The sequence below is a fragment of the Halorubrum sp. SS7 genome (assembly GCF_005435055.1).
Classification (GTDB): Archaea; Halobacteriota; Halobacteria; order Halobacteriales; family Haloferacaceae; genus Halorubrum; species Halorubrum salinarum.
In genome coordinates this window covers 235,915-256,196 of sequence record NZ_SGXV01000001.1, presented here as the reverse complement: position 1 = coordinate 256,196, position 20,282 = coordinate 235,915, and the positions used below count along the sequence as shown (strand labels likewise).

Genomic DNA, 20,282 nt, shown 5'->3' with positions numbered 1-20,282 from the left:
ACGCCGTCCGTCAGGCGAACCAGGAGAGGAGCCGCCGGATTCGGTGGACCGACTGGAGCGCGGCCACCTTCGCGGCGACGGCGCCGTCGACCGCGGTCCGCTTGGTGGCCTGCGCGCCCCGCGCGGCGCCGGTCCGCGCGTAGTAGGCCGACCGGCGCCCGGCCGCGCCGACGTAGTGTTTCGCCGCCATCCGGATCGGCGCGCGCCGTCCCTCGACGGTCGTCGTGCCGCGGCGGATCGCCGCCAGCACGTCGTCGGCGGTGACCTCGCGGACCGATTCGGCGCCCTCGATCGTCAGGTCGGTGTACGCCCGCCCGACGTACTGGAGGTGGTGCGCGTCGCTCGCGGCCACGCCGGGGTAGCCGTACTCCGCCGCGAACCGCCGAGCGCGGCGGTTCCGGTACCCGGTGAACAGCCACGCGTTGAACACCTCGATGGCGTCGACCTCGGTGGCCGTCGCCGGTTCGGGGGTCGCCCCGCCGTTCGGCGTCGGTTCGGGCGCCGCCGATTCGACCGCCTCGCCCGTCGCCTCGTCGGCCGGGCCGGGGGTCGCCGCCGCCTCGTCGGCCGGCCCGGGCGTCGGGATGTTGCGCTGGCGGACGCCGTGGCGCGAGCGCTGGAACGGGTGGGGAACGATCGCGACGCCGCCGCGGTCGCGGACCCAGCGGACCGTCTCGGCGTAGGGGCGCCCGCGGGGCGGCATCCGGTCGACGCCGACCGCGAGCAGGTGGCCGTGCGCGGTCGACACCTCCACGCCGGGGATCCCGATCAGCCCGTACTCGTGGGCGATCTCGGCCGCCCGTTTCGACTCCCGGATCACGTCGTGGTCGGTGATGACGACCGCGTCGAGGCCGATCTCTGCCGCGTGTTCCAAGATTAGCTCGACGGGCTCGTGGCCGTCGTAGCTCCCCTCCGAGTGGACGTGCGGGTCGATGCTGACGGTGACGCTGGACACGCCCGGACTACGCGGCGGGAAGTATATAAATGGGCCAGCGACGGCGGCGCGGGCGGGCTCAGCCGAACAGCCCCTTGATCTTGTCGACGACCGATTCGTCCTCGGCGGCCTCCTCGGCCTCCTTCCGCTGCTGTTCGCGCAGCTCGCGGAGCTTCGCGGCCTGGTCGTCGGTCCCCTGGCCGCTGTCGGTCTTCACGTCGCCGCCCTGGAGCCCCTTCAGCTCCGAGACCGCGTCGTTGACCGCGCCGGAGGTCGTCCGCGTCTCGGTCGCGGAGCCCGCCAGCTTCTCGGCGTCGACGTCCGCGTCGTCGACCGCGCTGGTGTTCAGTTCGAGCCGGCGCGTCTCGGAGCGCTCGACGCCCCCCCACGTCAGCTCCGCGTCTTCCAGCTCGCGCTCGATGTCGGCGCGGACCGACTCCTCGGTGACCGCCTCGCCGTCGCCGCCGGCCGCGTCCGGCCCCGATCCGCCGCCCGCGTCCGCGGCGCCGCTCCCGGCCTCGGACGCGCCGCTCCCGACCGCGCCGCCCGCGGCGCGCTCGACGCGGTGGGCGACCAAGGCGCCGCCCGTCGCGCCGATGACCGCGACCAGCCCGAGGGTGTAGCCCGCGACGATCTGCGCGCTGTAGTCGGGGTTGGCGACGACGTTCCAGTTGCGCGGGTACGCCCAGGTGAACGCGGCGGTGCCGACGAGGGTGATCGCGACGCCGACGCCCGCGAGGTACAGCATTCGGCGGTCGACCGGGAGGAGGACGACGATGCCGAACAGCAGGGCGGGGAGCCCGGCCGCGGCGGCGACGGCCGCGACCTCGCGGACCGCGTACGTCGAGAGCGCGGTCGGGTCGAGCGTCGCGCTGTAGAGGAACACGACGACCCCGATCACCCCGAGGGCGATTCCGGCGGAGAACAGCCCGAACCCCGCGTACACGTCGATCGTCCGGTCCGGGTCGCCGACGTATCGGCGGTAGTACTCGATGAGGACGTTCTCTGCGTCCGCTTCGCTCATACGCGAACGTTTCCGCCGAGTGTAATGACTGTTACCCCGGCGGTCCCGACCGCGCGGCGGCGCTCGTCCGGAGCGGTCGGCGGTCGACCCCCGCCGACCCGTGCGTTTTTCACCGCGGGCGACGAGGTTCCACGCGAGAATCCGTGACGCCCGAGTGCCCCCGCTGCGGCGCCGCCCTGTCGTCGCTGTCGCTGGGCGCCGCCACCGCCGTCGCCTGCGAGGAGTGCGGCTACGCCGACGTCGAGGCCGACCACTCCGGCGAGCCGGAGCTCGCCGAGAGCTGGGCGGACGCGCTCGCGCGCTTCGAGGAGAACCAGTAGCGGTCGACCCAACCCACACCATGCCCACGCTCGACATCTCCGACGACCACGCCGACCGGATCGAAGCGCTCCGCGCGGAGCTGGCCGCGGCCCACGCCGGCCCGTACGCCTCCGTCGACCGCGAGGACGCGCTCGCGTACCTGCTCGACCTCGCGGACGCCGTCGACGACCCGGACCGCGTCGCGGCGCCGGCGACCGACGACGAGGACGACAGCGAGCGGTCGGCGGCCGCGGGCGACGCCGCGCCCTTCGACCGCGACCGCGCCCGGGAGCTGCTGGCGTCGCGGAACCGCCGCCGCAGCGACCCGGACCCGGACGACCCGATGGACCTGTCCGACATCGCCGCCGCCTTCGAGGTCACCGGCCGCAGCGAGATGACGAAAGACGAGCTGATCGACGCGGTCCTCGACGCGGCGGCCGCCCTCGCCGCGGACCCGTTCTCGCGCGTGGATATCGACCTCGACGACGACGCGGACGCGGAGGCTGCAGACGACGCGGGCGACGGCGAGGGCGACGGAACTGAAGCGGACGAAGGCGACGACGGAACTGGAGCAGACGACGATGCCGACGCGAGCGAGGACGCGGCCGGCGGGAGCGACGACGGCGGCGCCGGCCAGTTGGATGCGATGATGAGCCTGCTCGACACCCACGCCGACAAGTGGCGCGAGGCGGACGGCGACGCGCGGTACGAGGTCGACCTCCCGGACGGGAGCGTCGAGACGGCGCGGACGAAGGACGACGTGCGCGCGCTGCTGTTCCGGAACTACTGACGAGGACCACACATGGGATTCATCGACGCGGTCCGCGCGTGGCTCTTCGGCGCGGACGACGACGCGACCGACGCGGGCGAATCGGGCGACGAGCCGGGAACGAGCGGCGACGACGACGGGGACACGAGCGACGGCGACGAGCCGGGCGGGCTCGACCCCGCCGGCGCGACCGAGACGCGCACCGCGAGCGCCACCGACGACGCGGTCGACGCGCTCCGCGACGTGCGGCGGTCGCAGGACGCGGGGAGTGCGGGCGACGCGGACAACGGGCGCGCGCCGGACGACGACCGCACGAAGCCGCCCGACGAGGGCGGTACCAACCGTTAGGTACCCGGAGGCGAACAGGAGCGTATGACAGACGCGTCCGGCGACGGCGAGTTCCAGTCCCTCGACGACCTCCCCGACGATCCGACCGACCGGGAGTACGTCGAGCGAGCGATCAGGCTCTCCGAGGAGGCGGTCGAGGCCGGCAACACGCCGTTCGGCGCGCTGCTCGTCGTCGACGGCGAGGTCGTCGGCGAAGCGCACAACGAGACGCGGACCGAGGGCGACGTGGCGGCCCACCCCGAGCTGACCCTCGCGCGCTGGGCGGCCCGCGAGCTCGACGCCGACGAGCTGGCGGGCTGTACGATGTACGCCAGCACGGAGCCGTGCCCGATGTGCGCGACGGCGATCCACTACGCGGGCATCGGGCGGGTCGTCTTCGGCGTCGACGGCGAGACCCTCGGCGAGCTCTCCGGCGACGTGGTGCCGATCCCCCTCGAAGAGGTGATCCGGCGCGCCGACGGCGACACGACCGTCGAGGGACCGGTGGCCGTCGAGTCCGCGATGGCGGTCCACAACGACTTCTTCCGCGAGTCGTGACGACGGGACCGGACGCGGGCGGCGACGGCGGGGGCGATGCCGACGGCCCCGGCGCCGACGAAACCCCTTCCGTCCTCTCCGTCGGCGCCGCGGCCATCGACGAGTGGTACGCGGTCAGCAACCTCCCGGAGCCGGACGGCGGCGCGTTCGCGGACGAGGTCACCTCCGCGTTCGGCGGCGTCGGCGCCAACGTCGCGGTCGCGCTGGACCGCCTCGGCCGCGATGCCGGCCTCGTCAGCCGCGTCGGCGACGACGAGTACGGGCGCCGCGCGCTGGCGTACCTCGACGAGACCGGCGTCGACGGGACCCACGTCGCCGTCGGCGACGCCGCCCACACGCGCTCGCTCATCCTCCGCGACCCCGACGGCGAGCGCGCCATCGTCACCGCGGGCGAGAGCTTCCGCGGGCTCCGCCCGGACGCGGACGCGCTCGCGGCGATGGCGGACGCCGACGTCGTCTTCCTCACCGCCTACGCGCCCGACCGCGCGGCGCGGCGGATCCTCGACCGGGTGGAGTCGCTCAGGGCGGCCGCGGCCGACTCGGGCGACGCCCCGCCCGCGCTCGTCTTCGACCTCTCCGGGGCCGTCGAGGAGCTGGTCGGGCGCGGCACCGAGCCGGCGACGATCCACCGGTTCCTCCACCGGGCCGACCTGTTCGTCGCGGACGGCGTCGCCGCCCGGGCGTTCTTCGGCTCGGCGGCGGCCGCGGTCGAGCGGGTCGCGGCCGCGCAGCGTCGAACGGCCGACTCCGAGGCCGGGCCCCGGACCCTGTCGCGCCGCGGCCCGACGTGGCCCCGCGCCGTCCTCACGCGCGGCGCGGACGGGATGACGGCCGTCGCCGGCGGCGAGGCGTCCCGGTTCGACGCGTTCGACGTCGAGACCGTCGACGCGACCGGCGCCGGCGACGCCTTCACCGCGGGGCTGATCGACCGGTGGCTCGCGGGGGAACCGCGGGGAGCGGCCGAGCCGGGGAAGCCCTCGGCCGACCGTGAGGCCGTCGCTTCCGGCGTCCGGTTCGCGGCCGCCGTCGCCGCGATCAACTGTACGAGCCGGTTCACGCAGCCCGGGCTCCCGACCCGCGACGAGGTCGAGGCGTTCCTCGCCGAGCGCGGGTTCGGGCCCGACGGGAGCCCGTAGCGACCGGGTCGGGCGCGCGGGCCGGCCGGCGGGAGCTACCGCGCCTCGTCGGCGGCCGCGACGAGGGCCGCGACGCGGTCGGCGTCGACCGGGGCGGTCGTCTCGCCGCCCGCCTTGAGCGCGGTGCCGACGATCGCGCCGTCGGCGACCGAGAGCAGGTCGGCGACGGTCTCCGGCGTGACGCCGCTGCCGACGAGGACGGGCGTGTCGAGGCCGTGACGCTCGCGCTCGGCGACGACCGACTCCAGCGCGCCGGCCTCGACCGCTTCGCCGGTCCCTGAGCCGGAGGCGATGACGGCGTCGGCGAGGCCGCGCTCGGCGGTGTCGGCGAACGACTCGGCGGTGTACCCCTCGGGCGTCAGCGGCGCGGAGTGTTTCACGTCGGTGTCGGCGAAGACGCCGACGTCGACGCCGAGGCGCTCCCTGAGCCGGAGCGTCTCGTGGGCGCGCCCCTGGACGATCCCCTGGTCGGTCACGCGGGCGCCGGTGTGGACGTTCACGCGGACGAAGTCAGCGTCGACCGCGGCGGCGACGGAGAGGGCGGCCTCGGCGTCGTTCCGGAGGACGTTGACCCCGAGCGGGAGGTCGGTCTCGGCCGCGACCGCCGTCGCGGCGCGGGTCACGCTCGCGACGACGTGCGGCGGGACCTCGTCGGGGTAGAACGGCGCGTCGCCGAAGTTCTCGATCACGATCCCGTCCACGCCGCCGCGGTCGAGCGCCCGCGCGTCGCTCGCGGCCCGGTCGACCGCCGCGCGCATCGCCTCGCGCCCGTCGTCCGGCGCCCGGGGGGCTCCGGGGAGCGGCGGGAGGTGCACCATGCCGAGGAGCGGCGCGGCCGTGCCGAAGGTGGATTCGAGCTCCATCGTCGGGAGCGACGCGGCGCCCCGACAAAAGCCTCCCCACAGCGTTTAGGCCGGTGCCCACATGCGTCCGACCGAGATGGGAATCGACGCGACGGAGCCCGGCGACGGCGACGTGACGCTCGTCTTCTCGCTCGGGGCCGCGCGCTCGCTCGCCGACCCGGCCGCGGCGTTCGCCGACGCGCGTCGGTGGAGCCGCCACGTCGGCGTCGTCGCGAACGAGGCGGACCGCGTGGCGGCGTTCGCCCGCGAGCACGGCGTCGAGAACGACTACGCGCTCCGGAACTGGGACAAGTGGGGCACGCTCGCGGACGCCCGCGACGAGAGCGCCGCCCCGCGGTACGTGTTCGTCGGCACCACCCGCGCGGACGAGCGCGTCGCGACCGAGACGGGATACGAGTTCCTGCGCGTCGACGAGGCAGCCGAGAAGGCCGGCTGGGAGCTCTCCGATCCGGGGGCGCCGGACGCCGCCGAGGAGGGGCGCGGCGGCCGGCTCTCGCGGGCCCGGCGCGCGCTCCGGAACGCGCTCTCGCGGTTCCGGTGAGCGCCGCGCGCCCGTTCGGCGGTCGGGGACGCCGGCCTTCCGTCCGCGGAAGGTACAAACCGCTCGTCGCCCAACGTGGGGTATGTCCTCACCGCTCGCGGACGAGCCGGTCGAGCCGGCCGGCGACGACGGAGAGCCGCTCGCCGAAGACGAGTACGCCGACTACGCCGCCGAACTCGGCGACGCCTGGGAGGTCGTCGACGGGCACCACCTAGAGGCGAGCTACGAGTTCCCCGACTTCGAGACGGCGCTTTCGTTCACGAACGACGTGGGCGAGCTCGCCGAGGCTGAGTGGCACCACCCCGACATCGCGCTGTCGTGGGGAGAGGTCGGCATCGAGATGTGGAGCCACGAGGTCGGCGGCCTGACGCGCGCCGACTTCGTGATGGCGGCGCGGATGGACCGCCTGTACGCCGACTACGGGGAGTGACCCGACGCATCAACGAACGGCTTTAAACCCCTGCCGGCGAAACGTCGGGTAATGAGCGAGAACGTCTTCCTGGTCCCGATCGACCCGGAGAACTTCGACCGAACGGTCCGGACGCCGGTCGATCTCACCGACTACCCGGATCGCCCCGAACCCCTCGCCGACCTCGACGAGGCCCGCCTGTGGGCCGTCGACGACGACAGCGGCAACGGGTCGACGTTCGAGAAGATGGAGTCGGGCGACCTCCTGCTGTTCTACGCGGACGACGAGTACGTCGCGACCGGCCGCGTCGGCGAGGCGTTCGCGGACGAGGACCGCTGGGCGAGCGGGACGTTCTGGACCGCCTTCCCCACCACGCGCGTGTACACGGTCACCGACTTCAGCGCCGTCTCCGCCCCGAAGCGCGCCGTCAACCGCATCTTCGACTACTCGTCGTCGTACACGCCCGGCTTCATGCGCGTCGCGGACAGCCGCGTGACGGCCGAGCTCTCCTCGATCGAGTCCGCGCTGGAACACTACACGAAGCGGAACGCCTGAGCGCGGGCCGCGCCGGCGGGTTCTCAGTTCTCGACCGCGTCGACCAGCGCCGCGTACGCCGGCTCGTACGCCGCCGCCACGCGGTCGGGGTCGCCGCGCACTTCGCCCGACAGCGCCGGGAGCGGCTCGGTCGCGAGCGGTTCGATCATCTCGGTCACCGCGTCGACGTGCTCCTCGCGGGTCCCCTCGCGCGGGCTGCCGGCGGCGACCGCGCGGGCCTTCGCGTAGCGGTCGCCCGCGTAGATCCGGGCGCGGCCGGGGTCGACGACCGCGACCGCGTCGGGCGCGACCGGGCCGTCGCGGGGCAGCGTCCCGGCCACGTCGGCGTACGACTCGACGACGACCGGGACCGGCGTGCGGGCGACGCGGTCGGCGAGGCGCTCGATGGCGGGCAGGTGCGCCGCGGCCATCACCTCGTTGAACTCGGGCACGTCGCGCACGCGGGTCGCCTCCGCCAGCGGCAGGCGGTCGGTCAGTCCGTCGGGGATCAGCCCCGCCTCCGCGGCCGCGCCGTTGACGACGAACCGCGTCCCGGCGTCGGTCGTCACGCGGTCGCAGAGGAAGGTGCGGTCGGCGTCGCCGAGCATGCCGGTCCGGCCCGGCGTCGGCTTCCAGAGCCGATGGACCGGGTTGATCGACTCGGGCGTGACCGCCGACGCCGACGGCGACGAGTCGTCGGCCGCCGCCAGCGGGCGGGTGTTCGCGGCCGCGAGCGTGCGGGCGTCCTTCCCGTACAGGCGGCCCGCGTCGGTCGCGACCCGGTAGTCGTCGTGGTCGAACCAGTAGTCGTTGCCCGCGCGGGGCTTGACGCCGACCGCGTCGCCCGCGCGCTCGGCGAGGTGCGCGACCAGCCCCGCCGAGAAGGTGGTCTTCCCGGCGTCGACGCGCGAGCCCCCGGCGACGAGGTAGGTCGGCGGGTCGGAGCGATCCCCGGTCACGCCGATCCGTCGACGTCGTCGGGCTCAGCCTCGCCGCCGTCGGCGTCCGAGTCGGGCTCGGGGTCGGCGTCGGTCGCGAGCCCGTAGTACCCCGGGCCGTCCTCGGTCAGCGGCTCGGCGACGACCATCTCCTCGGCGTGGACCATGACCCACGGGACCGCCCAGTCGACCAGCACGGCCTCGGTGTCCGGGTCGACCTCGGCGTCCGGCTCTAACCCCTGAAGCAGGCGCCCGATCTCCGGGATTGTGTACATCTGGTCCGGCTCGAACAGCTCCGCGGGCTCGTAGAAGTCGCACGGGTAGGTGGTGTCGAACGCCGACTTCGGTTCGGGCATGCGCGGCGATACGCGACCGCGTCCGTAAACGCTGCCGATACGACCTGAATCGATCCGACGCTACCTGAACCGATGCGGTGGCGCGTGCCGACGAGCGCCCGATAGGGCGCGAGTCGCACGCGCGAGGGAGTCGCTGGCGCCATCGGCGCCAGCGACGAGGCTGGGGAGGCGAGAGGTGCGGTGCTGTGCGGGGCGGGGTGGGGCTCAAAGGGGCAGCCGCGAGGGCGGCGCAGGCGACGTAAGCACCGCAGCGGGTGAGCGGAGTGAACGAGCGAGGAGCGCAACGAGCGTGCGCCGCCCTCGTGGCTGGGGCTTTGGCGGTATTCCCCGGCACTCCGTCAACAATCCCGGTGAATCAATCAGCCTGAACAGAGCGGTCACTAACCGCGTAGCGTCCTGCGAAAAAATGCGGATCTCGACGCGCGTAACGCGTCCTCTCGAACGCGCTTACTCGAACAGCTCGACGGCCTGCTCGTAGCGGTCCGACGGTTCGTCCCAGTCGACGACCTCGAAGAAGTTGTCGACGAACTCGCCGCGGGCCGGGCCGTAGTCGTGGTAGTAGGAGTGCTCCCAGACGTCCAGCGCGAGGATCGGGTGGCCGCCCCAGATCGCGCCCTGGTCGTGCTTGTCGACCACGACGTTGCGAAGCTGATTCGAGAACGTGTCGTACACTAAGAGCGCCCAGCCGCTGGCCGCGGAGGCCGCCGCCTCGAACTCGCCCTTCCAGGCCTCGTACGAGCCGAAGTCCTCCTCGATGCGGTCGGCCAGCTCACCCTCGGGCTCGTCGCCGCCCTCCGGGGACATGTTCTGCCAGAACAGGTCGTGGAGGATGTGGCCCGAAGAGTTGTGGGTCACGTTGCGGATGGCGCCGCCGGACGAAGAGAAGTCGTGGTTCTCACGGTTCTCTTCGAGCGTCTCTTCGGCGGAATTCCAGCCGTTGACGTACCCCTGGTGGTGGGTGTCGTGGTGCCATTCGAGCACCTGCTCAGAAATGTGGGGCTCAAGCGCGTCGTACTCGTACGGGAGCGGATCGAGTTCGTAGCTCATGCTTGTATCACCTATCACGAACATGTGCCGGAAACCTGTTAAAGATAATGCGGCACGCGCTACCACGCGGCACCGGACGTGAGTGTTATCGGGAGTTTCGGGGCTCCAACGGTGTGGTTGCGGTTCCGCGAGTGCGCGCGTCGAACGCGGAAGCCACTCGTGAAAGGCGCCCGAAACGAAGACGTAACTGAAAGTGGTTTCTCTGTCGGCGGGCCACTCTTCGAAGTCGAATCCGTACACAAAGCGCACGTGGCGCGCGTAGCGCGATGTGCGCTGCGCGCTTACGGTGGGACTGGGATTCGAACCACGGTCGCTCCCTGCGGTCGCTCTCTGATTCGAATTCCGCACGTGGTGCGCGCAGCGCGGAGTGCGCCGCGCGCTTACGGTGGGACTGGGATTCGAACCCAGGAAGCCGTGAGGCTACCTGCTTTCAAGGCAGGCGCAATGGGCCACTCTGCCATCCCACCGCTCGGTGCGTTCCGACGCCGTCGTCCGATCCGGAGTCGACGACCGGTCGGTCCCGCAGCCGATTCGGGGCCGTCGAGATCGCCGGCACTCGTCGCGACGCGGCGTCGGTTATCGATCCGTTCGAGGGAGTTTGAAGCTATCGCTCTCGCCGACTCCTCTCTCGACGACCGCGGTCTGTCGCGGTACGCCGGCGCGAACGGGCGCGGGCTACTCGCCGGCAGCCGATCCGTGTCGGCGACGGACGGCCTCGGCCAGCGCCTCGTCGGCCGACACGTCCCCCCGCGTGACCCGTACCCACCCGACGATCAGTCCGAGCATCACGAGCGTCGGGAGGACGACCAACAGCAGTTCGATGGCGCCCGCCCCGAGGCTTCGGTCGAGCCTGACGAGCGCCGGGAACCCGCTGTCGGCCAGTCCGAACACCGACACCGTCCAGAAGTTGGTCGCGAAGTGGAGCCCGACGGGGAACGCGAGGCTGCCGGTGAGGACGTACGCGGCCGCGAAGTACACCGCCGCGGCCATCGCCTGGCCGGCGGCGAAGATCGGGCTCGCCCCTTGGGCGGCGACGACGGCGTGCGCGGGGCCGAACGCGAGCACGCTCGCGACGCCGGCGACCAGGACCGCTCGCCGGGGTTCGAGCCCCCGCGCGGCCAGCCCCTCGCTCGCGTTGACGATGAACACCCCGCGGAAGAGCAGCTCCTCCCAGAGCGCGACGCCGACGAACCCGACGGCCGTCGCCGCGACCGCGACGGCGACCGCCGGGGCGCCGCCGCCGCTCGCGACTCCGGGAGAGAGCGTCTCCACGACACGCCCGGTCCCGGTCGCCAGCAGGAGGGCCGTGACGAGCCCCTGGAAGACGCACCCGACGGCGACCGCCGCGAGGAAGTCGCGCGCCCAGCGGCGGTCGAGCGCGAGGCCGTACCCGCGCACCGGTCGCTCGCCGGGGACGAGCGAGGCCACCAGCGCGTACGCCCCGACGGCGAAGAGGACGATCAGCGCCACCGGACCGTTGACCAGCACGCCCGGGACGTCGACTCGCCCGAGCAGCCGACTACCGGTGAGCAGCGCTCCGAGCACCACGGCGAACCCGAGCAGGATCCGCCACGTCGCGCGCAGCCGATCCCCCTCGCCGCCCCACAGCAGGCGCCGGAGCGCGTCGCTCGCCGAAAGCCCCATCGTGACAGATCGGTAACGAATAGACGAACATAAACCTCGTGGCCGTTCGAGCGGAGGATCAGAACCGGATCGAGGGCCGCGAACTGGTGACGCGACGCCACCGCGGCGGGGAAGCCCGGACCCGGGCCGGACTCGGACGGGTGGCCGTCAGTCCCGAACCAACCGCTGCTCGCCGTCCTCGACGACCACGTCGAGACCCTTCTCGTGGACGAACGCGGCCGTGTAGTCGGGCACCACGCGCTCCGCGGCGAACCGCGCGCGGAGCATCGGCACCACGTCGAGGAGGTCGTCGCCGGTCTCCAGCGAGGGCGACGGCTCGACGAAGTCCACCGAGCGGTCCGCGTCGCGGCCGCGCTCCGCGAGCGTCGGCAGCGCCGGCGCCTCGAACGCGCCGTCGAAGTCGATCGGCCGAGTGAATCCCGCGTAGTACGCCCGGCCGTTCGACGAGGGGCCGAGGACGACCTCTGTCGTCCGGAGCTTCATCGCCGCCGAGTCGACGATGGTCCGCGAGAGCAGCGGCGCCGTCGGGGTGACGACCGCGACGGAGTCGGCGCCCTCCTCGCGCAGCAGGTGCGTGACGGTGTTGCCGGCTCGCGCGCCGAACGAGGACCCCACCTGCCGCTCGAAGCGGACCTCGTCGGTGCCGCCGAGGGTGTCCGCGACGAGCGTCCGGAGCTCTGCCTCGGGGCTCGTCTCGGTCCGGTACTCGGCGGGGAGGTCGTCCTCGTCGGGGTAGTTGACGAGGAGCTCGCCGCCCGAGCGCTCGACCGCGAGGACGGCGTCGCGGAACTGCGCCTCGTAGAGGTCGGCCGCCTCGGCGGGCGACAGCGGCGTCGACTCGGCGATCGCGGTTCCGACGAGCCCCTCGCGGGGCGGGTTCGCCAGCAGGGCGACGACGGTCATATCGGAACGCGGCGCGGGAGCGCCTTCAACTCGCTGCTTCGGTCCGGCGGGCGTTCGAACGCGGCGCGGGCCCGCGGGACCGGCGCGCGTCGGTCGGCCCGCTCAGGAGAAGTCGCGCCGCATCGCGATCTCGAACCACGGGCAGAGGCGGAGCTGGCGGTACAGCTCGGGGTTCTCGTGGAGGTGGTCGTAGTCGGCCCACAGCATGCCGCCGATCTCCTCCTCGTCCGGGTCGAGGGTCGTGTCGTCGAGGGTGACCTTCAGGACCGCACAGACCTCCCACTCGACGCCCTCGTTGGGGTAGTAGCGCTTGTACTCGAACTTGTCCGTCACCCGGAGGTCGTCGTACTGGTCGGGCGAGATGCCGAGCTCCTCTTCGAGGCGCTGTTCGGTGGCCTCCTCCTGCGACTGCCCCTCGACGGGGTGGGAGGCGACCGTGCCGTCCCAGTGGCCGTCCCACAGGCGCTTGGTCGGCGCGCGCTGGGCCAGCAGGACGTGGCCGTCCCCGTCGAAGACGAGGCAGGTGAACGCGCGGTGGCGGATCCCGTCGCCGGTGTGCGCGTCGAGCCGGTTCACCGTCCCCTGCGCGACGTCGTCCGGGTCGACGGCGATGACGTCCTGAAGCGCGTTCTCGTGGTCTGCGTCGGTCGTGTCCTCGGGCTCGCTCGCGCCGTCGCCGGCGGGGTCCCCCGGTGCGGCAGCGTCTTCGGAACTCATGCGCGTTACGTCGCGGACCAGGGCTAATAAGGGTTCGATACCGCGGCCGCTCGCGAGCCCCGAGGGCGCCTCGCCGCGGCAACCGGCGCTCCCGGACGCCCGTTCCCGCGCTACCCACCGTCTACCCTCCGGCGTTCGGTCGCGTCCGCCGCGGGGTCGCCCGCGACCGGCGGCGCTTCGACGCTCTTAACCGCGTCCCGGCGCTACTTCGCGCGGATGAGTGACCCGGCGCTCGACGTCGTCGAGTTCGTGTTGACGACGCACTTCTACACGCAGGACCGCGACCTCGACGAGAACGACCTGCCCCCGCGCTTCCGGCAGGTGTTCTGGTCGGCCGACGCCGCCGACGACGCCCCCGGCGGCGTGGAGCGACCGCTGAAGGCGACCGACGAGACCACCCGCACCGCGACCGGCGTCGAGCGGCCGTGGGAGGCGGTCTCGGACCTCCTCTTCACCCAGCGCACGGAGTTCTCCGGCGAGATCTCGCTGACCCAGCCCGCGATGGGGCTGGAGTGGTACCGCGATCACGCGGACGATGACCGTATCGCCGGGAACCCGACGGTCGTCGCCGCGATGGCCGCCGCCGAGGACCTCGAACCGCCGGTGACCCGCGAGGAGGCCCGAGAGGACGTGCGGCCGGTCCAGGCCGACCGCGTCTGGATCGACGCGCTGCTCGCGGAGTACTTCGACGAGGACGAGGACGGCGAGATGCTCGACCTCGTCAACGTCCGGGCGCCCGAGGAGATCGAGACGACGCTGGCCGACCTCGTGTTGACCGGCGACCAGGAGGGCGAGATCCAGAAGATCGTCAAGGCGATCGAGCACCGCGAGTACCTCGCGGAGATCGGCCTCCGCGAGATCGGCAAGCTGCTGTTCGTCGGCCCGCCGGGCACCGGGAAGACGACCGTCTCGCGCGCGCTCGCCCACGAGCTCGGGCTCCCGTTCGTCGAGGTGAAGCTCTCGATGATCACGAGCCAGTACCTCGGCGAGACGTCGAAGAACGTCGAGAAGAGCTTCGAGGTCGCCAAGCGGCTCTCGCCGTGCATCCTCTTCATCGACGAGTTCGACTCGGTGGCGAAGACCCGCCGCTCGGACGAGCACGCCGCCCTGAAGCGCGCGGTCAACACCCTCCTCAAGTCGATCGACGAGGTGTCGCTCGTGCGCGACGAGGTGCTGCTGATCGGCGCGACGAACCACCCGGACCAGCTCGACGCCGCCGCGTGGCGCCGCTTCGACGAGATCGTCAACTTCCCCAAGCCGGACCGCGACATGCGCGCGGACATCCTCCGCGTCGTGACCAAGGAGATGCAGATCGCCGACTTCGACCCCGAGGAGGTCGCCGACCGGACCAGCGGGCTCACGGGCTCTGACCTCCGGATGGTGCTCCGCGAGGCCGTCCTCGGCGCGCTCACCGAGGACCGGATGACGATCACGCAGGCGGACGTGATGGAGGCGGTCCAGGACTTCGAGGAGCGCGATAACCTGAAGAACATGGACATGATCGACGGCGAGGGCGCCGAGGTGCTCGGCGAGACGAGCTCCGGCGAACAGGAGCACACCCACGACGAGTCCGGCGACGGGTCGCACGACCACGACCACGCCGCGCACGGCGCCTCGCACGACTGAGCGACGCCGCGGTGCTCAGGCGAACGTGTCGACGACGGTCCCCGTCCCCTCCCCCGTGGTGTAGTAGTAGCCGTCGGCCTCGGAGAGCGTCCCCCAGTCCGCCCAACTGCCCTCGTAGTTCCGCGTGTCCACCCGGCCGAGTTGATCGAGAACGAACCAGCCGACGGAGCCGCGGACGCCGGTCTGACAGTACGTGATCGCCGGCTCGCCGTCGTCCGAGAGCCCGGCGTCGTCGAGCCAGAGGGTCTCGAGGTCCGCCCGCGAGCGGAGCCGCCCCGCCTCGCCGTCGATGCTCTGGACGAAGTGGAGGTTCGTCGCGCCGGTGATGTGCCCGAACCGGTCGAGGTCGCCCCGCCGGTCCTGCCCCCAGTACTCCGCCGTCGAGCGCATGTCGAGGATCGGGACCGCGGCGTCGTCCTCGGAGACGCGCTCCGCGACGAACTCGCGGGTCGCCACGACGCCGGTGTCTATCGCCGGCTCGTACGCCGTCTCGCTCGCCGACGGCGCCGCCGACGTCGTCTCCTCGCCGGCCGCCTCCCAGACGGAGAACCCGCCGTCGAGGAGGCTGACGCTCCCGCGGTGGCCGACGGCGTTGAGCGTGTAGATGGCGTACGTCTCCCAGAGGCCCGAGGCGGCGCCGTACACCACCACGTCGTCGTCCCGAGCGATCCCCGCCCGCGAGAGCGTCCGCGCGACCGCACCGGGGTCGGCCTCGAACCCGTCAGGCGTCTCGGCCGAGTGGCTCTCGAGCATCGCCGAGGTGGAGAAGCGGTGGGCGCCGGGGATCCGGGCCGCGTCGAACGCCGACTCGTCGCGGACGTCGAGCAGCGCCACGCTGTCGCGGTTCTCGGAGAGCCAGCGGGCGTCGACGACGTCGTCGAACGCCTCGGCCGCGGGGGTGCTGTACGCCGCCGGGCGTCCGTCGTCGAGGACGCCGAGGCAGCCGGCGGTCGCCGCGAGCGCCGCGCCGCCGGCGGCCAGCGCCTCGCGCCTGGAGAGCCGCGCGTGTCTCCCTGTCATTCGTTCGCAAGTCGTGACCCGACGGGGTTAACGCTGTCTCCGATCCGTCGGCGGTGTCGTCGGTGTTGTCGGTGTCGCCCCGTCGCGAGCGCGGTCCCGGGGGCCTCGGGCGCGACCTCAGCGCCGAACGCCGACGACCGTGTAGCCGAAGCCGCGGTCGACGATCCGGGGGTCGAGGCCGACGCCGTCCATCGCGGCCGCGAAGTCGGCCGGCGTCCGGAACCGCGAGTTCATGCCGATCGCGTGCTCGCCGGCGACGAGCAGCCGACCGAGCGGGTGACTCGGGTCGAACTCGCGGACGACGAGCGCGCCGCCGGGCGCGAGCGCGCGGGCCGCCTCCGCGAGCGCGGCGTCGTGGTCGGGCAGGTGGTGGAGGGCGTCGACGACCGTGACGGCGTCGACGCTCGCGTCGCGGAACGGCAGGCGCCCGGCGTCGGCGGCGAGTCCGTCAAGCCCGCGGCCGCGGCGCGCCCGCGAGAGCATCTCGACGGAGGCGTCGACGACCGTGATGTCCGGGCCCGTCAGCGCGGCCGCCGCGCGGCCAGATCCCCCGCCGACGTCGAGGAGGCGCTCGATCGGGCGCGTCGCGTGATCGAGGCCGGCGGCGAGCGCCTCGCCGTCCGCCGGCGGCATCGCGAGGTCGTACAGCGGGGCCGTCCGGTCGAAGAAGTCCACGTCGCCGAGGCCGTACATGAGCGGTCCGACCGCCGCGACGGACAAAGAGCCACCGACCCTATTTACCCGTTCGCCACCGTACGGTCCCCATGGAGTACGCGCTCGTGTGTCCGCCCGGGGAGGGGGAGACCCTCCGGCTCGACTACCGAGCGTTCGCGTACGCCGGCAAGTTCGTCGTCGGCGGGCCGGGGAAGGCGGTGGTCCGGACGCCGGACGGGTCCCCGGCGGCGCCGGGCTGGGAGCCGGACGAACCGCTGCCCGACACGGTCGACCCGGAGGCGTTCGACGACGAGGTGATCGCGGCCGTCTCCTTCTCGGCCGACCGGACCGACCCCGACTGCTGTCGGCTGCGGTACGTCACGGTCCACGCCGCGCGCCGCGGGGAGGGTATCGGGCCGGAGCTGATCGGCGAGACCGTCGCCGACCTGGCCGTCGCCGGCTTCGAGCGCGTGAAGATCGCCGTGAACAACCCGTTCGCCTACGAGGCGTGCCACAAGTGCGGCTTCGCCTACACGGGCGAGCGCACCGGGATCGCCGAACTGGAACTCGAGCGCCCGGCCGGGGCGCCCGCCGACGTCGACCCCGAGCGGTACCGCGAGGGGCTGTCGGCGTTCCGCGAGACGGACGGCGAACTGAGCCGGGCCGAGCGCCGGTTCGTCGCGGAGCGACTGGAGCGCGGGCCGCCGCCGGTGGCGGACGCGACGAACTCCGGAAAAGGTGCCTAGTTGAGCGCCCAGATGGCGTAGTTGAGCGCGGTCGCGAAGGAGACCCACGCGAGGTAGGGGACGAGCAGCGCCGCGGCGCGGCGGTCGACGCGGTCGAAGAGCCGGATCGTCGCGGCGACGAGCGGAAGGAGGACGGCGAGGACGGCGAGGCCGAGGTCGGCGCGTTCGAGCCCCCAGAAGGTCGGCGACCACGCGACGTTGACGGCGAGTTGGACGCCGAACAGCGCGAGCGCCGTCCGGACGCGCCCCGCCGGCGCCGCGCCGTCGCGCCCGGCCAGGTATACGAGGGCCGCGGCGGCGCCGCACAGCGCGTACAGGATCGGCCAGACGACGCCGAACGCCCAGCCCGGCGGGTAGAAGGCGGGGAGCTCAAGCGACGTGAACCACGCGCTCTGCGTCGTGGTGAAGGGGACGCCGAGCGCGCCGATCAGGTTGACCGCGACCGCCGCGGCGGCGATGAGGAAGGCGTCGCGGCGGTCCGGGAGCCGAGAGGTCGCGGTCGTCACCATGGGCGACCTTCGCGGGCTGAGCGGTTAAATCCGTCAGATCGCGTCGTAGTCCTCGCGGAACGTCTCTAGCGTGGCCGCGAGCACGCCGATCACGATCGGCCCGACGAACAGGCCGGTGAAGCCGACCGAGTAGATGCCGCCGAACACGCCGAGGAGGATGATCGCGGGGTTGAGGTGCGCCCGCTGGTCGATGACGAGCGGCCGGGCGTAGTTGTCGACCATCGCGATCACCGCGACGCCGTACACCGCGAGGAAGATCCCGGCCGTGACCTGGTCGACGATCACGAGGTAGGCCGCGGCGGGCCCCCACACGAAGAAGGCGCCGATGAGCGGTAAAAGCGCCAGCACCGCCATCACGAACGTCCAGAACACCACGTTGGGGATCCCGGCGACCCAGAGCCCGAGCCCGGCGATGACGGCCTGAAGCAGCGAGACGGAGATGTGGCCGATCACCACCCCCCGCGTCATCGCGTCGATCCGGTCGACGAGGTCCGCCGTGACGTCGGGCGGCAGCGGGCTCGTGTCCCGGATCCACCGCACGAACGCCGGCCCGTCGATGAGGGTGTAGTAGAGCAGGAACAGCGCGAGCGACAGCCCGACCGAGGCCCGGAGCCCCGTGGTGACCACGCCGCTGAACCCGCCGAACAGGACCTCGACGAGCAGTTCGCCGGCGGTCTGGAGCAGGTCGGCGACCTCGGGGTCCTGCCCGGTGAGCGCCGCGATCTCCGCTTCGATCGCCGCGACGTTGATCGCGGTCTCGCCCGCGGCGATGGCCGTGAGGTCGCGCACGAACACCCACGAGATGTACGCGAGCGGGAGGATCACGGCGACGATGGCGGAGAAGATGAGCGTCAGCGCCGAGAGCATCTGTCCGAAGCGCTTCGAGACGCGGGCCCGGAGCCACCGCGAGAGCCGACGGTGGAACGGGTAGAGGACGAACGCGAGGATCGCCGCGGCGATCACGTACTCGACGAACGGGAGAATGACGAAGAGGGTCAACAGCGCGACCGACCCCATGAGGAGAAGCAGGAACGATTGCCCGCGGTTCATGGAAGTCGGTGTCACCCCCGGAATATAAATATGCGCGGCGGGCGGAGCCGACCGACGGAGACTCCGGTCGGAGCCGCCCCGGAACGACGGCAGCGCCTCTCGGCGGCGCGGAGTGCGCGCGCCCAGCGACCACGTCGATCGGGGGCGCTCGTCCCTCGATGAGCGTGGACGCTGGGGTCATCGCCCGCGACGAATCACGTTAAATCCGGTTAAATCGGCGATAGCGGCGCTAACGGTCTCACCCGTTTATTCCCGTCAGGCCCCACGTGACGAGCGCATGAGTCGAAGCACAATCGCCGCGATCGTCGCGGCCGCGCTGCTGTGTGTCGCCGGCGTCGCCGGCGCGACCGGTGCCGCCACCCCGGGCGCCGGCCAGCTCGCACAGACCGACGACCAGTCGACGAGCGCCACAACCATCGACGCGAGCGCGGCGATCGATAACGAGACCCTCGTCGTGACCGTCACGGCCGACGACGGGCCCGCCGAGAACGTCTCGGTCAGCTACGACGACCAGACCGCACAGACCGGCGCGGACGGCACCGCGTCGTTCGCCGTCGCCGACGACGACGAGGCGGAGATCGAGATCGAAACCGAGGGGGCCGAGGGCGAACTCAAGTACGCCGTCGCCGACGGCTCGCTGACGCTCCTCGAAGAGGAGTACGAGTACGACCGCGACGTCGACGCCGACGATAACGACGACGCGGCCGAGGAGGCTGACGACGAGGCCGAAGAGGACGACGATGAAGAGGAGTACGATGACGACGAGGAGGACGACGAAGACGACGACGAAGAGGCGGAAGCCGAAGACGACGATGAAGAGGACGAAGACGACGACTGACGCGCGGTGACCCCGGTGACCCGGAGGCCCTCCGCGTGACCCACATCGAACGCTAATCGCTTTTTGCTGGTTCGCCTGCCAGCCGCGCCGCTACCGGTCGTCTAAGCGTGCGCGTCACGCACCGCGGACAAGCTGTGAGATCAGTTCGACGGTCGACGTGAGCGAGGACGACTCAGGCGCTGGCCTCGTCCTCGTCGAGGCCGGGCGCGGCCGCGGGGTCGACCTCGTCCGGCTCTTCCGTGTCGCCGCCGACGACCGTCTCGCCGTCGTCGGTCTCGACGTACACGTCGTCCGCGAAGCCGGCCAGGGCGTTCTCGTACTCCGGCGAGGCGAGCTTCTCCGGGGTCTCCGGCGCGTCGACGATCCCCTCCGGCGGGCGGAAGTCGCCGAGCGGGTCGTCGATCGTGATCCCGTACTCGGTGAAGAAGGACTCGTACCGGCGGTAGTGGGGCTCCAGCTCGTCGCCGGGGATCTCCATCATCTCCGTCCAGCCGTAGTTGAAGAAGTCGAAGTTCGCCTGGACGTGGGTGATCTCTCGGGCCTCAGCCTCCGGGAAGCCGGCCTCCAACGCGGCGACGTACGTGTCCATCGTCGCGTCGAAGAAGCTGTCGAGGTGGTCGCGGCGCTCCTCCCGGCGGTCCTCGTCGGCCTTGTTGAGGAAGATGCTCGTGTGGAGGTCGACGAGCTTGTCGTTGGCGACGTCGCCGACGACCGGCGTGGTCAACGCCTTCTTGGCGGCCCAGTGGCGGATGTTCTGCCGGATTTTCATACGCGTCGTTGGGTCGGGACGCTCTTGAATGTGTGGCGTCGAACCGGTTCGAAACGCGGTCCGGCAACCG

General features: G+C 72.3%; 25 protein-coding genes and 1 tRNA gene. 11 read left to right on the top strand and 15 right to left on the bottom strand.

Annotated elements, in window-relative coordinates:
* Positions 1-10: 10 nt before the first annotated feature.
* Together EXE44_RS01360 and EXE44_RS01355 are read right to left on the bottom strand one after the other, a co-directional pair.
* A complete protein-coding gene (locus tag EXE44_RS01360) occupies positions 11-955 on the bottom strand; it encodes a PHP domain-containing protein (RefSeq protein WP_137715635.1) in 945 nt (314 codons plus the stop codon).
* 58 nt (positions 956-1,013) lie between these two features.
* A complete protein-coding gene (locus tag EXE44_RS01355) occupies positions 1,014-1,958 on the bottom strand; it encodes a permease (RefSeq protein WP_137715634.1) in 945 nt (314 codons plus the stop codon).
* A 143-nt stretch (positions 1,959-2,101) separates the two neighbouring features.
* Here EXE44_RS01355 and EXE44_RS20635 point away from each other — a divergent pair, with 143 nt between their 5' ends.
* From EXE44_RS20635 to EXE44_RS01335, 5 genes are read left to right on the top strand one after another with little or no spacing between them, the layout of a single operon-like run.
* Positions 2,102-2,278, top strand: a complete 177-nt coding sequence (locus EXE44_RS20635) for a hypothetical protein (protein ID WP_173228076.1) — start codon at positions 2,102-2,104, stop codon at positions 2,276-2,278.
* Positions 2,279-2,298: 20 nt separating this feature from the next.
* Entirely contained in the window at positions 2,299-3,048 is a 750-nt protein-coding gene (locus EXE44_RS01350) for a hypothetical protein (RefSeq protein WP_137715633.1), read from the top strand.
* 12 nt (positions 3,049-3,060) lie between these two features.
* On the top strand, positions 3,061-3,375 hold the full coding sequence (locus EXE44_RS01345; RefSeq protein WP_137715632.1) for a hypothetical protein: 315 nt from the start codon (positions 3,061-3,063) through the stop codon (positions 3,373-3,375).
* Between the two features lie 24 nt (positions 3,376-3,399).
* A complete protein-coding gene (locus tag EXE44_RS01340; RefSeq protein WP_137715631.1) occupies positions 3,400-3,912 on the top strand; it encodes a nucleoside deaminase in 513 nt (170 codons plus the stop codon).
* Entirely contained in the window at positions 3,909-5,048 is a 1,140-nt protein-coding gene (locus EXE44_RS01335) for a carbohydrate kinase family protein (protein ID WP_137715630.1), read from the top strand. Before EXE44_RS01340 ends, EXE44_RS01335 begins: the two co-directional genes overlap by 4 nt.
* A 35-nt stretch (positions 5,049-5,083) precedes the next feature.
* On the opposite strand, the gene EXE44_RS01330 is transcribed toward EXE44_RS01335, so the two are convergent.
* Complete coding sequence (locus tag EXE44_RS01330; RefSeq protein ID WP_137715629.1) at positions 5,084-5,911, bottom strand: BtpA/SgcQ family protein; 828 nt, start codon at positions 5,909-5,911, stop codon at positions 5,084-5,086.
* Between the two features lie 76 nt (positions 5,912-5,987).
* Here EXE44_RS01330 and EXE44_RS01325 point away from each other — a divergent pair, with 76 nt between their 5' ends.
* The 3 genes from EXE44_RS01325 (at position 5,988) to EXE44_RS01315 (ending at position 7,416) form a co-directional block, all read left to right on the top strand.
* Positions 5,988-6,452 carry a hypothetical protein gene (locus tag EXE44_RS01325; protein WP_137715628.1) on the top strand — a complete coding sequence of 155 codons (465 nt, stop codon included), beginning with the start codon at positions 5,988-5,990 and terminating at the stop codon, positions 6,450-6,452.
* 82 nt (positions 6,453-6,534) lie between these two features.
* Positions 6,535-6,882, top strand: a complete 348-nt coding sequence (locus EXE44_RS01320) for a 4a-hydroxytetrahydrobiopterin dehydratase (protein WP_137715627.1) — start codon at positions 6,535-6,537, stop codon at positions 6,880-6,882.
* A 51-nt stretch (positions 6,883-6,933) separates the two neighbouring features.
* Positions 6,934-7,416 carry a hypothetical protein gene (locus EXE44_RS01315; protein WP_137715626.1) on the top strand — a complete coding sequence of 161 codons (483 nt, stop codon included), beginning with the start codon at positions 6,934-6,936 and terminating at the stop codon, positions 7,414-7,416.
* 23 nt (positions 7,417-7,439) lie between these two features.
* Here EXE44_RS01315 and EXE44_RS01310 read toward each other — a convergent pair whose 3' ends face one another.
* From EXE44_RS01310 to EXE44_RS01280, 7 genes are all read right to left on the bottom strand, one after another.
* Positions 7,440-8,354 (bottom strand): ATPase, encoded by a 915-nt coding sequence (locus EXE44_RS01310; RefSeq protein ID WP_137715625.1) that lies wholly within the window; start codon positions 8,352-8,354, stop codon positions 7,440-7,442.
* Positions 8,351-8,689, bottom strand: coding sequence for a DUF5827 family protein (locus tag EXE44_RS01305; RefSeq protein ID WP_137715624.1), 339 nt, complete (start codon positions 8,687-8,689; stop codon positions 8,351-8,353). Before EXE44_RS01305 ends, EXE44_RS01310 begins: the two co-directional genes overlap by 4 nt.
* A gap of 447 nt (positions 8,690-9,136) precedes the next feature.
* Positions 9,137-9,736: a superoxide dismutase gene (gene sod, locus EXE44_RS01300; protein ID WP_137715623.1), complete on the bottom strand. Its 600-nt coding sequence runs from the start codon at positions 9,734-9,736 to the stop codon at positions 9,137-9,139.
* A gap of 383 nt (positions 9,737-10,119) precedes the next feature.
* Positions 10,120-10,203: transfer RNA gene (locus EXE44_RS01295), tRNA-Ser, on the bottom strand.
* Between the two features lie 208 nt (positions 10,204-10,411).
* Complete coding sequence (locus tag EXE44_RS01290) at positions 10,412-11,380, bottom strand: type II CAAX prenyl endopeptidase Rce1 family protein (protein WP_137715622.1); 969 nt, start codon at positions 11,378-11,380, stop codon at positions 10,412-10,414.
* Positions 11,381-11,527: 147 nt separating this feature from the next.
* Positions 11,528-12,283: a DUF2064 domain-containing protein gene (locus tag EXE44_RS01285; RefSeq protein WP_137715621.1), complete on the bottom strand. Its 756-nt coding sequence runs from the start codon at positions 12,281-12,283 to the stop codon at positions 11,528-11,530.
* Between the two features lie 102 nt (positions 12,284-12,385).
* The gene (locus EXE44_RS01280) at positions 12,386-13,000 is read right to left on the bottom strand and encodes an NUDIX domain-containing protein (RefSeq protein ID WP_137715620.1); all 615 of its coding nucleotides are present in this window, start codon (positions 12,998-13,000) and stop codon (positions 12,386-12,388) included.
* Positions 13,001-13,216: 216 nt separating this feature from the next.
* Here EXE44_RS01280 and EXE44_RS01275 point away from each other — a divergent pair, with 216 nt between their 5' ends.
* Complete coding sequence (locus EXE44_RS01275; protein ID WP_137715619.1) at positions 13,217-14,626, top strand: ATP-binding protein; 1,410 nt, start codon at positions 13,217-13,219, stop codon at positions 14,624-14,626.
* A 15-nt stretch (positions 14,627-14,641) separates the two neighbouring features.
* Here the strand turns inward: EXE44_RS01275 and EXE44_RS01270 are convergent, their stop codons facing one another.
* Entirely contained in the window at positions 14,642-15,646 is a 1,005-nt protein-coding gene (locus tag EXE44_RS01270; protein WP_241991774.1) for a sulfurtransferase, read from the bottom strand.
* A 117-nt stretch (positions 15,647-15,763) separates the two neighbouring features.
* On the bottom strand, positions 15,764-16,339 hold the full coding sequence (locus tag EXE44_RS01265) for a class I SAM-dependent methyltransferase (RefSeq protein WP_137715618.1): 576 nt from the start codon (positions 16,337-16,339) through the stop codon (positions 15,764-15,766).
* 71 nt (positions 16,340-16,410) lie between these two features.
* Here EXE44_RS01265 and EXE44_RS01260 point away from each other — a divergent pair, with 71 nt between their 5' ends.
* Entirely contained in the window at positions 16,411-17,046 is a 636-nt protein-coding gene (locus EXE44_RS01260; RefSeq protein WP_137715617.1) for a GNAT family N-acetyltransferase, read from the top strand.
* On the opposite strand, the gene EXE44_RS01255 is transcribed toward EXE44_RS01260, so the two are convergent.
* A complete protein-coding gene (locus EXE44_RS01255; RefSeq protein WP_137715616.1) occupies positions 17,043-17,555 on the bottom strand; it encodes a TspO/MBR family protein in 513 nt (170 codons plus the stop codon). The genes EXE44_RS01260 and EXE44_RS01255 overlap by 4 nt on opposite strands.
* Before the next feature lie 33 nt (positions 17,556-17,588).
* Entirely contained in the window at positions 17,589-18,605 is a 1,017-nt protein-coding gene (locus EXE44_RS01250; RefSeq protein ID WP_137715615.1) for an AI-2E family transporter, read from the bottom strand.
* Between the two features lie 277 nt (positions 18,606-18,882).
* Between EXE44_RS01250 and EXE44_RS20140 the strand changes: the two genes are divergently transcribed.
* The gene (locus EXE44_RS20140; RefSeq protein WP_158293422.1) at positions 18,883-19,443 is read left to right on the top strand and encodes a hypothetical protein; all 561 of its coding nucleotides are present in this window, start codon (positions 18,883-18,885) and stop codon (positions 19,441-19,443) included.
* 172 nt (positions 19,444-19,615) lie between these two features.
* On the opposite strand, the gene EXE44_RS01240 is transcribed toward EXE44_RS20140, so the two are convergent.
* The gene (locus EXE44_RS01240; RefSeq protein WP_121562171.1) at positions 19,616-20,212 is read right to left on the bottom strand and encodes a DUF6149 family protein; all 597 of its coding nucleotides are present in this window, start codon (positions 20,210-20,212) and stop codon (positions 19,616-19,618) included.
* Positions 20,213-20,282: the final 70 nt, after the last annotated feature.

Coding starts and splice junctions, on each gene's coding strand:
- EXE44_RS01270 (WP_241991774.1), bottom strand. CDS start 15,646: ATGACAGGGAGACACGCGCGGCTCTCCAGGCGCGAGGCGCTGGCCGCC.
- EXE44_RS01240 (WP_121562171.1), bottom strand. CDS start 20,212: ATGAAAATCCGGCAGAACATCCGCCACTGGGCCGCCAAGAAGGCGTTG.
- EXE44_RS01320 (WP_137715627.1), top strand. CDS start 6,535: ATGTCCTCACCGCTCGCGGACGAGCCGGTCGAGCCGGCCGGCGACGAC.
- EXE44_RS01260 (WP_137715617.1), top strand. CDS start 16,411: ATGGAGTACGCGCTCGTGTGTCCGCCCGGGGAGGGGGAGACCCTCCGG.
- EXE44_RS01340 (WP_137715631.1), top strand. CDS start 3,400: ATGACAGACGCGTCCGGCGACGGCGAGTTCCAGTCCCTCGACGACCTC.
- EXE44_RS01355 (WP_137715634.1), bottom strand. CDS start 1,958: ATGAGCGAAGCGGACGCAGAGAACGTCCTCATCGAGTACTACCGCCGA.
- EXE44_RS01325 (WP_137715628.1), top strand. CDS start 5,988: ATGGGAATCGACGCGACGGAGCCCGGCGACGGCGACGTGACGCTCGTC.
- EXE44_RS01250 (WP_137715615.1), bottom strand. CDS start 18,605: ATGAACCGCGGGCAATCGTTCCTGCTTCTCCTCATGGGGTCGGTCGCG.
- EXE44_RS01275 (WP_137715619.1), top strand. CDS start 13,217: ATGAGTGACCCGGCGCTCGACGTCGTCGAGTTCGTGTTGACGACGCAC.
- EXE44_RS01315 (WP_137715626.1), top strand. CDS start 6,934: ATGAGCGAGAACGTCTTCCTGGTCCCGATCGACCCGGAGAACTTCGAC.
- EXE44_RS20140 (WP_158293422.1), top strand. CDS start 18,883: ATGAGTCGAAGCACAATCGCCGCGATCGTCGCGGCCGCGCTGCTGTGT.
- EXE44_RS01350 (WP_137715633.1), top strand. CDS start 2,299: ATGCCCACGCTCGACATCTCCGACGACCACGCCGACCGGATCGAAGCG.
- EXE44_RS01290 (WP_137715622.1), bottom strand. CDS start 11,380: ATGGGGCTTTCGGCGAGCGACGCGCTCCGGCGCCTGCTGTGGGGCGGC.
- EXE44_RS01345 (WP_137715632.1), top strand. CDS start 3,061: ATGGGATTCATCGACGCGGTCCGCGCGTGGCTCTTCGGCGCGGACGAC.
- EXE44_RS01280 (WP_137715620.1), bottom strand. CDS start 13,000: ATGAGTTCCGAAGACGCTGCCGCACCGGGGGACCCCGCCGGCGACGGC.
- EXE44_RS01265 (WP_137715618.1), bottom strand. CDS start 16,339: ATGTACGGCCTCGGCGACGTGGACTTCTTCGACCGGACGGCCCCGCTG.
- EXE44_RS01305 (WP_137715624.1), bottom strand. CDS start 8,689: ATGCCCGAACCGAAGTCGGCGTTCGACACCACCTACCCGTGCGACTTC.
- EXE44_RS01330 (WP_137715629.1), bottom strand. CDS start 5,911: ATGGAGCTCGAATCCACCTTCGGCACGGCCGCGCCGCTCCTCGGCATG.
- sod (WP_137715623.1), bottom strand. CDS start 9,736: ATGAGCTACGAACTCGATCCGCTCCCGTACGAGTACGACGCGCTTGAG.
- EXE44_RS01255 (WP_137715616.1), bottom strand. CDS start 17,555: ATGGTGACGACCGCGACCTCTCGGCTCCCGGACCGCCGCGACGCCTTC.
- EXE44_RS01285 (WP_137715621.1), bottom strand. CDS start 12,283: ATGACCGTCGTCGCCCTGCTGGCGAACCCGCCCCGCGAGGGGCTCGTC.